General features: G+C 43.3%; 11 protein-coding genes. 5 read left to right on the top strand and 6 right to left on the bottom strand.

The window, feature by feature from the left end; genetic code table 11:
• Positions 1-142: 142 nt before the first annotated feature.
• Complete coding sequence (prmC, locus tag GGD38_RS27515) at positions 143-1,045, top strand: peptide chain release factor N(5)-glutamine methyltransferase (protein ID WP_375303048.1); 903 nt, start codon at positions 143-145, stop codon at positions 1,043-1,045.
• A 127-nt stretch (positions 1,046-1,172) separates the two neighbouring features.
• Here prmC and GGD38_RS27510 read toward each other — a convergent pair whose 3' ends face one another.
• The 3 genes from GGD38_RS27510 to GGD38_RS27500 all read right to left on the bottom strand — a co-directional run bounded on the left by GGD38_RS27510 (position 1,173) and on the right by GGD38_RS27500 (position 3,381).
• Positions 1,173-1,574 carry an ExbD/TolR family protein gene (locus GGD38_RS27510; protein ID WP_375303049.1) on the bottom strand — a complete coding sequence of 134 codons (402 nt, stop codon included), beginning with the start codon at positions 1,572-1,574 and terminating at the stop codon, positions 1,173-1,175.
• Between the two features lie 27 nt (positions 1,575-1,601).
• Positions 1,602-2,312 carry a MotA/TolQ/ExbB proton channel family protein gene (locus GGD38_RS27505; protein WP_375303050.1) on the bottom strand — a complete coding sequence of 237 codons (711 nt, stop codon included), beginning with the start codon at positions 2,310-2,312 and terminating at the stop codon, positions 1,602-1,604.
• 127 nt (positions 2,313-2,439) lie between these two features.
• The gene (locus GGD38_RS27500; RefSeq protein WP_375303051.1) at positions 2,440-3,381 is read right to left on the bottom strand and encodes an SPFH domain-containing protein; all 942 of its coding nucleotides are present in this window, start codon (positions 3,379-3,381) and stop codon (positions 2,440-2,442) included.
• Between the two features lie 274 nt (positions 3,382-3,655).
• Between GGD38_RS27500 and GGD38_RS27495 the strand changes: the two genes are divergently transcribed.
• Complete coding sequence (locus tag GGD38_RS27495; RefSeq protein ID WP_375303052.1) at positions 3,656-4,636, top strand: YpdA family putative bacillithiol disulfide reductase; 981 nt, start codon at positions 3,656-3,658, stop codon at positions 4,634-4,636.
• Here GGD38_RS27495 and GGD38_RS27490 read toward each other — a convergent pair.
• Complete coding sequence (locus tag GGD38_RS27490; protein WP_375303053.1) at positions 4,633-5,772, bottom strand: OmpA family protein; 1,140 nt, start codon at positions 5,770-5,772, stop codon at positions 4,633-4,635. The genes GGD38_RS27495 and GGD38_RS27490 overlap by 4 nt on opposite strands.
• A 960-nt stretch (positions 5,773-6,732) precedes the next feature.
• Between GGD38_RS27490 and GGD38_RS27485 the strand changes: the two genes are divergently transcribed.
• On the top strand, positions 6,733-8,058 hold the full coding sequence (locus GGD38_RS27485) for a T9SS type A sorting domain-containing protein (RefSeq protein WP_375303055.1): 1,326 nt from the start codon (positions 6,733-6,735) through the stop codon (positions 8,056-8,058).
• Positions 8,059-8,405: 347 nt separating this feature from the next.
• On the opposite strand, the gene GGD38_RS27480 is transcribed toward GGD38_RS27485, so the two are convergent.
• Positions 8,406-9,551 carry an OmpA family protein gene (locus GGD38_RS27480; RefSeq protein ID WP_375303056.1) on the bottom strand — a complete coding sequence of 382 codons (1,146 nt, stop codon included), beginning with the start codon at positions 9,549-9,551 and terminating at the stop codon, positions 8,406-8,408.
• Positions 9,552-9,655: 104 nt separating this feature from the next.
• The gene (pepT, locus tag GGD38_RS27475; protein ID WP_375303057.1) at positions 9,656-10,903 is read right to left on the bottom strand and encodes a peptidase T; all 1,248 of its coding nucleotides are present in this window, start codon (positions 10,901-10,903) and stop codon (positions 9,656-9,658) included.
• Between the two features lie 94 nt (positions 10,904-10,997).
• Here pepT and GGD38_RS27470 point away from each other — a divergent pair, with 94 nt between their 5' ends.
• Entirely contained in the window at positions 10,998-11,840 is an 843-nt protein-coding gene (locus GGD38_RS27470; RefSeq protein WP_375303058.1) for a lysostaphin resistance A-like protein, read from the top strand.
• Between the two features lie 60 nt (positions 11,841-11,900).
• Positions 11,901-12,455, top strand: coding sequence for a hypothetical protein (locus GGD38_RS27465; RefSeq protein WP_375303059.1), 555 nt, complete (start codon positions 11,901-11,903; stop codon positions 12,453-12,455).
• Positions 12,456-12,521 lie beyond the last annotated feature (66 nt).

The following is a 12,521-nucleotide window of genomic DNA, read 5'->3' as shown; positions in this document are numbered from 1 at the left end:
TCCTGTATTTCCCTGCACCTTGGAACCTGGAACCTGCAACACATTATTAGAATCATAAAGCTTCAAATCAAAACCTGGCAACTAATACCGGAAACTGAAATAAAGCCGCAAATATAGTCCAAAATCCGCCATCTTTGCCGCTATGACCCTACATGAGGCGCAACAGCAACTGACCATATCTTTGTACAACCTGTACGATAACCGCGAGGCAGCCAATATTGCCGACTGGGTTATTGAACATGTTACCGGTATGCGAAAGATCGACCGTATTGTGCATAAACAGTCGCCGTTGCCGCCCCATCAGTTAACCCAAATACAACAATATACGCAGGAACTGCTGAACCACAAACCCGTACAGTACGTTTTGCACGAAGCCTGGTTTTACGGAATGGCGCTTTATGTCGATGAGAATGTGCTTATTCCAAGGCCCGAGACCGAAGAGTTGGTTGAATGGGTTTTGGAACAAGTCGGAAGTCAGAAAAAAGAGGACTCTTCTTACATCTTACCTCCTACCTCCTACTTCAGCATTCTCGACATAGGCACAGGCAGCGGCTGTATTCCAATCTCTCTTAAAAAGAAGCTCCCACAGGCAGAAGTATACGCCTGCGATGTGAGCGAACAGGCGCTGGCAGTAGCTGCGAAAAACGCGGCCACCCAGCAAACGCCGGTTCAATTTCTACAGGCCGATTTTTTACATACAGCCAGCTGGCCTACACTGCCAACAGTTGATATAATAGTAAGCAACCCACCCTATATACCACACCATAACTCAAGCACCATGTTGCAGAACGTGCTGGCTTATGAACCGCACCTGGCCTTGTTTGTACCTAATGAAGATCCACTGGTATTTTATGACGCCATTGCCCGGTTTGCAAAAGAAAAGCTACGCCCCGGTGGCAGCATCTTTGTTGAAATTCATGAAGATCTGGGCGAGCAAACAAAGGCGTTATTTGAATCGAATGGTTTTGTTGCAGTAGTAAAGAAGGATTTGCAGGGGAAGGACAGGATGGTGAAAGCAGAATTAGCTGATGTGATAATTAGCTAATGTGCTAATGAAATACAGGATTATTTGGAAAGGGCTTTAAGGGAAGGAAGATAAATAAAAAACCCACAGCAACCAGTAAGTTACTGTGGGCTATAATAACGTTCTCCAACAATTGGGAGTGGGGCTGTTACTTCAGTTTCGTATCTACTAACAAGGTTGATCGTGCGCCTAAATCTCTTGCAACCCGCATAACAGCCACTACATTCTCCAGCGGCACCGTTTTATCGGCATTGATGGCTATCGTTGCCTGGGTTGAATCTTTCTGCACATAGGGCTCCATAAACGCCTTCATTTCTTCAATAGTGATCTGTTTACCATTGATGATATATTCACCGCTGGGTTTAATATTAACAATCACCGTTTGTTTGGCCTTGGTGTCGCTTTTGGCTTTTGGCTGCGATAATTTGATCACATTCGGATTGGCCAGCGTAGAAACTATAAGAAAGAAGAACAACAGGATGAACAGGATGTCGTTCAACGCTCCTGCATGCAGTTCCTGGTGACCTTTTCCTCTTCTTCTTAGATTCATTTGTAGAATGTTTAAATATCAGGTTAATTATCTCGTAGGTTCCTGTAAAATATCGAGGAACTCGGCCGTGGCCACTTCCATACGGTTCACAGTCTTGTCGATCTGCGCATTCAGGAAGTTATAACCTACATAGGCCAGCAAGCCAATGATCAAACCTGCGGCAGAAGTGATCATTTTGGTATAAATACCACCTGCAATTTGCGCCGGGGTAAATTCGCCCGATGCATTGATATTATAGAACAACTGCAACATACCAAAGATGGTACCCAAAAACCCAAACATGGGCGCTATTCCATATACCAGCGACAATACCGACAGGTTTCGTTCCATTTTATACACCTCTATCTTACCTACATTCTCCATGCTCTTTTCTATTTCCTCTATTCTTTTACCAACCCGTTGCAGGCCTTTATCAATAATACGGGCTACCGGGTTTTGTGTATTCTTGGCCATTGACCGGGCAGCAGTTAAATTACCGCTGATCACGTTATCACGTATTATATACATGAAGTTAGGGTCAATACGGCTTGCCTTTTTAATGGCAATAAGCCTTTCAAAAAAGAAGAATACTGCCAGCACGAACAGCAATCCCAGGGGTATCATGAGCGGACCGCCATGTGAAAGCAGGTCCATCACATTCATTGTTTGTTCGCCCTGTGCAGCCGTTGTGGCGGCTGCATGTACTGAGTCGGCGGCGGGGGTAGCAGGATTGGTAACTTGTAAAAAAAACCAATTCATCCATCAAGTGTTTTAGTGGTGTAAATGTAGGCAATAGTGTGCCTAAAACGAATCGAACGATTTAATATTTCTTAAAAGTTTGCTAATTGAATTACCTGATAGTCAAAATCGTATAGCCAACTAAACGTTAATTCCTGCTCTGGTTGTTCTCCCCTTTCATTTGCATCATGGCCATAATTTGCTGCATATTGCGCTGCATGCTTTCACTGCTGCCATCAAGGAAAATGACGTTCCCCTTACCTACTTCGGCAAAGTTCTTAATGGCTTCCGTCCACATACTGAACAGGATCACGTTTGTATCGAGGTTGGCCTGTTTCATTTGCTCAGCAGCCTGACTCATACCACGGGCAACTTCTTCACGGAACAACGCCACACCCTGACCGCGCAATTGGGCAGCAACACGTTCAGCCTCAGCCGCAATTTTAATAGAATTACCTTCTGCTTCTGCTGCTTTTGTTTTAGTGATCAGCAGGGCCTGGCCTTCGTTCTCCGCGGCGGCCTTCAGGTTATTACTGGCAACCACCTTGCTCATACTGTCCATAATTTGTTTATCGAACGTAATATCATTTATCTGCAGATCGAGCAGGTGATACCCCCATTCTTCCAGCAGGTGGTCTATTTGTTCTTTCACATATTCTACTATTTCTTTACGTAACCCCAGGATCTCGGCCTGGCGTTTGGTGGCCACAAATGAACGAATGGTGCCTTCAATGGTTCGCGTAAGCGCCTGCATAAGATCGCGCTCGCTCAGGAACTTAAACGCTACCTTCTTAATAGTTTCTTCATTTGCATTCTGAACCGCATACAACAACATGCTTTTAAAATACACATTGGCCTGATCGGCTGTTACCGCCTGGAACTCCATTTCTACCGAACGGTTCTGAACACTTACCTTACGGCTGATCTGGTCCAGAAAAGGTACTATTAAATTCAGGCCAGGGTTCAAAACGCGTTGGTATTTCCCAAACCGGGTAACAACTCCTATGAAACCCTGGTTAATAGTTTTTAAACCGGCAAACAAGATGAGTACTATAACAATGACCCACCAATAGGACGCTAAAAATTCCATAAGAATTAAATTTTAATGAAAGTAACGGGAAAATAAGCAAATATGCAAATGGGAATGTTTGTAACATTAAAAGAGGCCTGTTGCAGGTTGCATGTTACAAAGTTGCAGGGCTTGCCTCGCTTTGCGAGGTACGGCCTCTCCAGAGTAGAGATTGCGGCATATATTTTTTATTCCATGTAACCTGTACCCTGAAACCTGTAACTCAAACCTATGAAACACGGTGTTAAAACTAATAACAAATGAACTAAAATAACTAAGGGTTATCTTTGAAAAAATGAACTCAACCAATCAATTCGACATCATAATCGTTGGCGGTGGACCTATTGGCCTTGCCTGTGCCCTGGAAGCTCAAAAAGCAGGTTTACAGTATTGCATTCTCGAAAAAGGCTGTCTTACAAATTCCTTATATAATTATCCGATCAACATGACCTTTTTTTCTACTTCAGAAAAACTGGAGATTGGCGGCATTCCCTTTGTAAGCAATAATATAAAACCTACCCGGCCCGAGGCCCTGGAATATTACCGCCGGGTGGCCACCAGCCATAAACTCAATATACATTTACAGGAAGAAGTAACCGCCATTGCAGCCCACAACAGCAAGTACCAGGTGGTTAGCAATAAACAAACCTACACCGCCACCTTTGTGGTAATAGCTACCGGTTTTTACGATATTCCGGTAATGATGAACATACCCGGCGAAGACCTGTCCAAAGTAGTGCATTACTATAAAGACCCGCATTTTTATGCCATGCAAAAAGTACTGGTAGTGGGGGCCAATAACTCGGCAGTTGATGCAGCATTGGAAACCTGGCGTAAAGGAGCTGAGGTAACTATGGTCATTCGCCATGAAGGTATTGGCAAACGGGTAAAGTATTGGGTAAAGCCCGATATTGAGAACCGCATTAAAGAAGGAAGCATTACAGCGTATACAAATTCTTCGCTGGTGGCTATTCGCGAAAAAGAAGTGGATATTCAAACGCCCAATGGATTAATAACAATAGAAAATGATTATGTAATTGCCATGACGGGCTACCAGCCGCATTGTGATTTCTTACAACAGGTGGGCGTACAGTTGTCGCAGGATGAAGTGCTGCAACCTACCTATAACCCCGAGACCATGGAAACCAATTTACCCAATATTTACCTGGCCGGCGTTGTATGCGGTGGTATGAACACCCATGTTTGGTTTATTGAGAATAGCAGGGAACATGCCATTCTTATAATGCAATCGATAAAGAAAAAACTATTTCCTTAATCCCTTCTATAAACAAAGATCTCTACCCGCCTGTTCCTCTTTCTTCCCGACTGGGATCTGTTACTGGCAACAGGCATTAGATAAGCATATCCTCTTGCAACAAAGCTTACACCCAGCGATGGCACTTTGGTCATCAGGTATTGCTTTACTGCAACAGCACGGTTTTGCGATAATTCCTTGTTGTATTCCAAATTGCCAACGCTATCTGTATGGCCGGTTACCACAACCGAATCGAGCAAGCCGGTTAGTTTGCGGGCAAAGCTATCGAGCAATTCATTGCTTTTTTTTGAAAGCTCATAGCTGGCACTTACAAAATAAATATCCGGTATAATAAGTGTGTCAACATGCTGTACTGTGGGTATACGGGTGAGGTTCAATTTTGGCCGCGGAACCGGCGGGTTCTTTAAATAATTGTCGATCCTTTTTTCAAGCCGGTCGTGCCGGTCGTCGTCTTTATAGATACGTAGTTTTTCAAGATCGGCATTGGTACAAATTCTTTCATTGACATCAACCGGCGTTAACGAAACTTTATCGAGCAGAAACAGATATTCATCCTGAAAATCGGGTTTTATGGAGCCGGTATAATCAGCCCTTTTAAACATACCGATGGTCATATAAGCTTCATTACCGGTGGCCGTATAAACAGTAACCACTTTTTGCCATTTAGCAGGTGACTGGGTTAAAGCGGCGCCGCTGCGCACATACCAGAATGCAGGTTGTATATCGCGAAAGCTTCTTTTTTCGTACAAATAATCTTCGGGCGAAAAATACACGCCAATACTATCCAGCACTTTATTGGTGGCGCTTACATAAAACTCAAGCATGTATTGTTTGCCCTTGCGCAAACCACATAACAATTGTGTGCGTACAAAATTGCGAACACCCCGTTTGTTTACGCAGCCAGCTGCTAAACCAACATAGTGAAAACCATCGTAGGCAATGGACATATCGCCAAAATAATAATTGGCCTGGCCCGAGGTAGCCACCCAGGCTTCGGGTGCACAGTATTTATGGAACTCGGTACAAAGGTTGGCATCTTCAAAACTTCCATTGGCTACCAGGTTTTGGGAATAGCTGGCATACATGGTAAATAACGCCATGGAAAAGGAGGGAACGAATTGACTAATTAGCTTCATAGATAGGTTGACAATGGGATACTTCTAAATTAGTTAAAAAACCGGTGCGGGAACGCTGGTTTTCTTTTACATTGATTTTAATGGAGTTAGAAGTAAAAACATTCCTCAGACCTTCCTTTTCAGGGCCGCCTAAAGTGTTTCAATAACACCTTTTTTTGAATTCATTATAGCTGTAATTGTTTCAATGATGGTCATAATGAATTCATTATTTGAAATTTTGAATTCATTATAGCTACAAGTGTCTTCATGATAAACATCTTTGTTTTCATTATTGCCATTTTTGTTTCAATTATAGCCATAATGAATTCATTTTTTGAAATTTTGAATTCATTATAGCTGCAAGTGTTTTCATGATAACCATCTTTGTTTTCATTATTGCCATTTTTGTTTCAATTATAGCCATAATGAATTCATTTTTTGAAATTTTGAATTCATTATAGCTACAAGTGTTTTCATGATAGCCATCTTTGTTTTCATTATAGCTATAATGCTTTCAATTGTCGCCATAATGAATTTATTATTTGAAATTTTGAAACCATTGTGGCTACAAAGGTTTTCATTATCGCCACCATGATCTCATTTTTGGGAACCCTGAAATTAATGACGGGCAGCTTTGTTTTCATGGTCGCCATCTTCATTTCCATTACCGCCGTCACCGATTTTTATGACCGCCGTCAGCTTTTCACCTACTTATTAGTTCAAATTTGATTTATATCAAGAAAACAACCATTTACTTGCATATAGAAAAAATTGGTTATACTTTTACCCCAGCTTACATCTAAGTCAATCCTTCGAAACTCCACAGTAGAAATCACAACTTCCGTAGTCAAACTTTTTCATTCCATCCTTCCTTTTGAAGACCTCTGATTATAGCTTTTACTGCTACGTGTAACAGAAAAGCATTTCCTCCAATTCCTCTGGGGCCACAACCCAAATTATTCATGCCTAAATCAAAATTAAATGAAGAAGATCTACTCTTTTGTTACCCTGTCAATTCTTGCCCTTACTGTACATGCGCAGTTGGTTATTAATGAAAACTTTACCGGTTATACAAACGGTAACCTTAGCAACCCGAGTCAGGGAGGATGGGTACAACTCGGCACCGGCCAGGACGTTCAAGTAGCTAATGCAACTCCATTAATGTATCCTGTTTATACCGCCGGCACTCAATATGCAACCATTGCCAGAGTTGATGGTACCGACCCACGCAAAGCATTTTCTTTATCTATTGCTACAACTGCAACTACGAATAAAGTTATTTATGTTAGCTTTTTAGTACGGGTAAGCAGTGCACCCGAAGGCAACCAAAACCCCGTTCAGGCAATATCGCTTGAAAATACCGCAAACACAAACTATCCATTAAAGTTTTATATAGAAGAACAACAAGGTAACGGAGCTAGTATTGCGTTTGGCATAGCTACCGGAAGCACCGCACCTGAGTACACCAACTTCGACTTTCAGTACAATACTACCTACTTCATAGTTATACGTTATGATGTTCAGGCCGGAGCAGGAAACGACGATGCTTATTTATTTGTAAACCCTTCTCCGGCTGCAGAGCCATCACCAGCTATTGCAGCTGATGGTACAACAGGCGCACGACAATTGAACGTAGGCGAAGTTGCCTATGGCGACGAATTGAATGCTTTGCGCATCTGGCAAAGTGGTACCGGGTCCGCAGCCGCTGCTTTTGATGGTTTTCGTGTAAGCTCCGGCGATAATTCAGCCGCTGCCTGGGTAGCGCTTGCTCCTCAGGGTGCTCCACTGCCCGTTCAACTCACCAGCTTTAACGCCAGCGAAGAAGGCCTTAGCACCAAACTGGCTTGGAATACAGCCGACGAAAATGGCGTTGCAAGTTATGTGATCGAGAAAAGCACCGATGGCAAAAACTTCACTGCTATAGGCACAGTAAAAGCTGCTAACCTGAAAGCCTACAGCTTTATTGATGCGCAATCTTCAGACAACAGTTATTACAGACTGAAAATGGTTGATATAAACGGTACTTATAAATACAGCTATATTGTTAGTGTAAAGGCCAAACTGATCTCCAGCATTTCGTTGTCGCCCAACCCGGTTAAAACTTCAGTGATGATTCAGCATCCTAAAGCAGGCACTAACACTCACATACAGATCCTCGGCGCTGCCGGTCAACTTATAAGAGATATTCGTTTGTCGGCGAATGCAGTAATATCAAATGTAGATATGAGTGGTCTTACAAACGGTCTTTATCATGTGGTTTACAAGAATGGTTCAGATATATTTAGCAAAACAGTATTGAAGCAATAGTCCGTCAATAGTGTGATTATAAAAAAGCCATTCCGGTTACCGGGATGGCTTTTTGCTTTATAGATACAGCTGAAAGCTGAAAGCCTAAAGCGTAAGGCAAATACAAAATACAGCTATAAGCTGCAAGCTGTAAGCGATAAGCAAATACGGAATACAGCTGAAGGCCTAAAGCCTAAAGCGAATACAGATTTCATGAAATTTGAGGTCTGCTTTTAATGGTAGCCCCGAATAATTGAACTAAGATCTGAAAACTAAGAACTGTATTTCCTGTATCAACTCCATCACCTCTATCAACTTTTCAACTCCCGCGTCAACTCGTCAACTTGTTAACCTGTCAACTTTTCTACTCACTCCTCCCTATACAAAATAATCTCCACCCGCCTGTTCATCTGCCTGCCCTTCGGCGTACTATTACTTGCTACCGGCCGCAGATAAGCAAAGCCGCGGGTAACACTCTTTTCATTTAGATCAGCTACTTTATTAACCAGGTAATTCTTAACCGACATGGCCCGGTTCTTCGATAAGTTTTCATTATACGCCAGCTTACCAATACTATCGGTATGCCCTTCAACGATCATTGAATCTACCTGGTAAGTGGTTATTTTATTAGCGAAACTGTCGAGTAAATGAAAGCTAACGGGGCTTAGTTCATAACTGGCTGTAGCAAAAAAGATATCGGGAATGACCAGGGTATCGATCTTCTGAATTTTGAATTTCTTCTCAGCGGTCTTAGGCAATGGTATTATGGGTGGCGGCTGGCGCCGTAATGCATATATTTTGCGGTCAAGAATACTGTGGCGTTCGTTTTCCAGGTAAATGGCGCTCTTTATACTATCAGCCTGTGGGCATAATTGTTCGGTACTATCAACCGGGGTCAACGACACATCATCTACATAGAAGTAATATTCAGAACGCGTATCGGTTTTATTAATGCCTTTATAATCGATCCGTTTGTAATTGCCAATAGTGATGAACCCTTCGGTACCATTGGCCGTATACAACCACTCTACCTTTTTCCAGTTACGCGTATCCTCTGCCGACCTCTTCATGCCATCTATTGACCATAACTGCGGTACAATATGCCTGAAGTATCTTTTCTCGCATAAGTAATCCTGTTCCGAAAAATAAACACCGATACTATCGAGTACAGGCGTTTGGGCATACACAAACATTACCAGTTTATACTGGTGGCCTTCCTGCAAACCACACAACAGGCGGGAGCGAACAAAATTACGAATACCTACCATTCCCAGGCTGCCGGCAGTGATGCCCAAATAATGGGTGCCGCCATGGGCAGCAACGGTGTGCTCCATAATGGCAGCATCGAAATAATAATTGGCATGTAACGAAGTGGCTATCCAGGCCTCAGGCGCACAGTTCCTGACATACTCTGTGCAAATATTCTCATCTTCAAAGCCACCGTTGGGAATAAGGTTTTGGCACCAAGCCTGAATGCCAAGAAAGATAAAACAGAAAACAAGGGGAACTTTCATATAAGATGGTTACAGGTTACAAGTTGCAGGTTACAGGGCGTTCCTTGAAACTTGAACCTGTAACCTGAAGCTTCTTTCCTACTGCCTTCTGGTCTCTTATTGAATTAACTTTTTTCTTCCCAGATAGTTGCCAAATGAACGATCGTCTGCACACTCTTCTCCATATCCTGCACACTTACATATTCATGTTTGCCATGAAAGGCCATTTCGCCGGTAAACAAATTAGGACATGGCAAACCCATAAACGACAAACGCGACCCGTCGGTACCGCCACGGGCGCTCATTTCAATCAACGGTACCCCTGCCCTCGCAATCGCTTCTTTGGCATATGCGGATACATGCGGATATTTATCAAGCACCTCTTTCATATTGCGATATTGCTCTTTCACTTCAAAATCGGCTTTTGCCCCGGGATAACGTTGTAAGGTGGCCGCCAGTTTTTCTTTTAACAGGTTTTCATATTCAGCCAGCTTTGCGGTAATAAAATCGCGGATGATAAACTCAAGTGTCACTTTTTCTGCAATGCCATTGATGCGCACCGGGTGCACAAAGCCAGCCCGTTTTTCGGTAGTCTCGGGCGACAACGTATCTTGTGGCAGCGACTCTAAAAAAGCACCTGCCACTTTCATGGCGTTTACCAGTTTATCTTTTGCATAACCCGGGTGGGCGCTTACTCCATGAAAGGTAATGGTAACGCCATCGGCAGAAAACGTTTCATCTTCATAAGCTCCACGCTCACCGGCATCGAGCGTATAACCAAACTGGGCACCCAGCTTTTTCAAATCTACTTTATCAACCCCACGGCCAATTTCTTCATCGGGCGTAAACAGTATTTTTATATCGCCATGCGGAACGTTGGGGTTCTGTATAAAAAAATGCGCCATATCCATTATCACGGCAACCCCGGCCTTATCATCTGCCCCCAGCAATGTAGTGCCTGAGGCCGTAATAATATTCTCCCCTTTCTTTTTTAACAAATATGGATGGTCAACAGGCGAAATAACCTGTGAAGGATCATCGGGCAATACAATATTGCCACCATCATAGTTCATATGCACTATTGGTTTTACGCCGGCCCCGGTGCAATCGGGTGCGGTATCAACATGCGAACAATAACAAATTACCGGCACCTGTTTTTTAGTATTACCGGGAATAGTAGCATACACATAACCATGATCGTCGAGATGCGCATCTGAATAACCCATTTGCTGTAGTTCCTGTACCAGCACCCGGCTCAGGTCTTTTTGCTTTTCAGTAGAGGGGCAGGAAGTTGACTGCGGATCGCTTTGAGTATCAATTTGCACATAACGCAAAAACCTTTCCATCACCGTAAAACTATAATTAGTAAACATGTAAGCTGTATTTTTGGCAATATAACTAAATATCGATCAACTTAAATCCTTCATGCACCCTAACAACCCACTGCCAGTACTAAAACATGGCTGGATGCGCGCGCTACTTTTCCTGTTCGCCTTTTTTTCGTGCGCTATACTGGCAGGAATGGTAAGCAACCTGATAATTACAGGCTCATTGACAATTGTGGAAGGCAAGGGTTTGGCCGAACAAAAACTGGGCTCAATCATCCTGACAGTTGGCATTGTCGCCATCATGGTCATTGCCCTAACGGTCATATTTCGCCGCTTTATCGATCGCCGGTCTGTGAAAAGTATGGGGTTTCACTGGTCGCCCTTTCAGGCCGATGCATTTACCGGGTTCAATTTGGGCATTACCTTGCTGGGAACGGCCACCCTGCTGTTACACGCAACCGGTAATCTTGTATGGTCAGCAGCACATCTAAATGCAAGCGATCTTTTAAAAGGGTTTATCCTAATGGCCCTGATAGCCTTAATAGAAGAGATAGTTTTCAGGGCATACATTCTGAACAACCTGTTACAATCACTGCAAAAATGGGTAGCCCTGGGCGTATCGGCGGCCATGTTTACCCTGGCTCATGCCAGTAACCCGGGCATTTCAACTGTGGCCGTTGCCAATTTATTGTTAGCAGGCGCGTTGCTTGGCATCAACTACATCTATACCCGCAATATTTGGTTTGCCGTTTTCTTTCATTTCAGCTGGAACTTTATACAGGGGCCGGTTTTGGGCTATACCGTAAGCGGGCTTCCACTTCAGGGCATCTTACAGCCCGACCTTAAAGGCCCCTGGTGGGTCACTGGCGGTTCGTTTGGGTTGGAAGGTTCGTTTATCATTACCTGTCTGCTGGCACTTACCTTGCTCTTTCTTTATTTCATCTACGAAAAGAATGCCGACAAAACGATAAAAGCCAGCTAATAACATATTTGTAAAATCGAACAAATCTTTCTATCTTTTTATAAACTAAAGCTTGCTATTATGAAAAAACTCCTCATTGGCGCCATCGTTGGCGGCATTATACTCTTTATGTGTCAGTTCCTTTCCTGGACGGTACTTGACTGGCACGGCAGCGCCTACCAGTATACCGACAAACAGGATACCATCATGAACTTTTTAAATTCCCAACTTAATAAAGACCAACAGTTACATTTACCCGCACTACCTGCCGGCGCAAGCAGCGAACAACACGAGGCGCTGCTGAAATCCATGGATGGTAAACCCTGGGCGATCATTCAATATCACCAGTCGTTTAAAATGAATATGGGCTCCAATATGGTTCGAGGATTGATAGTAGATATGTTGATCGTTGCGTTTTTCTGCGCCATCATCAGCCGTATGAATTCACTTAATTTTATTGCCATACTTATTTCTGCACTCTTCGTTGGCATGATCGTTTTCTTCAATGTACCTTATACGCATCACATTTGGTACCAGGACTTTGACCTGATGGGCTATTTTGCCGATTGCATTGTTGGCTGGGGATTGATAGGCATTTGGCTGGGCTGGTTGTATGGGAAGAAGAAATCCGCATAATTATTAAGGCGAGCTCCCCTTAAAGGGGAACCCGCCTTATTCACTTATAACTCGTCAACTCGTTAA

This window comes from Niastella sp. OAS944, assembly GCA_024809215.1.
In the GTDB taxonomy this organism is placed as follows: domain Bacteria; phylum Bacteroidota; class Bacteroidia; order Chitinophagales; family Chitinophagaceae; genus Niastella.
Note: the sequence above shows the minus strand (reverse complement) of the source record. Positions and strands in the feature narration are given on the sequence as shown.

Coding starts and splice junctions, on each gene's coding strand:
- prmC (WP_375303048.1), top strand. CDS start 143: ATGACCCTACATGAGGCGCAACAGCAACTGACCATATCTTTGTACAAC.
- GGD38_RS27510 (WP_375303049.1), bottom strand. CDS start 1,574: ATGAATCTAAGAAGAAGAGGAAAAGGTCACCAGGAACTGCATGCAGGA.
- GGD38_RS27505 (WP_375303050.1), bottom strand. CDS start 2,312: ATGAATTGGTTTTTTTTACAAGTTACCAATCCTGCTACCCCCGCCGCC.
- GGD38_RS27500 (WP_375303051.1), bottom strand. CDS start 3,381: ATGGAATTTTTAGCGTCCTATTGGTGGGTCATTGTTATAGTACTCATC.
- GGD38_RS27495 (WP_375303052.1), top strand. CDS start 3,656: ATGAACTCAACCAATCAATTCGACATCATAATCGTTGGCGGTGGACCT.
- GGD38_RS27490 (WP_375303053.1), bottom strand. CDS start 5,772: ATGAAGCTAATTAGTCAATTCGTTCCCTCCTTTTCCATGGCGTTATTT.
- GGD38_RS27485 (WP_375303055.1), top strand. CDS start 6,733: ATGAAGAAGATCTACTCTTTTGTTACCCTGTCAATTCTTGCCCTTACT.
- GGD38_RS27480 (WP_375303056.1), bottom strand. CDS start 9,551: ATGAAAGTTCCCCTTGTTTTCTGTTTTATCTTTCTTGGCATTCAGGCT.
- pepT (WP_375303057.1), bottom strand. CDS start 10,903: ATGTTTACTAATTATAGTTTTACGGTGATGGAAAGGTTTTTGCGTTAT.
- GGD38_RS27470 (WP_375303058.1), top strand. CDS start 10,998: ATGCGCGCGCTACTTTTCCTGTTCGCCTTTTTTTCGTGCGCTATACTG.
- GGD38_RS27465 (WP_375303059.1), top strand. CDS start 11,901: ATGAAAAAACTCCTCATTGGCGCCATCGTTGGCGGCATTATACTCTTT.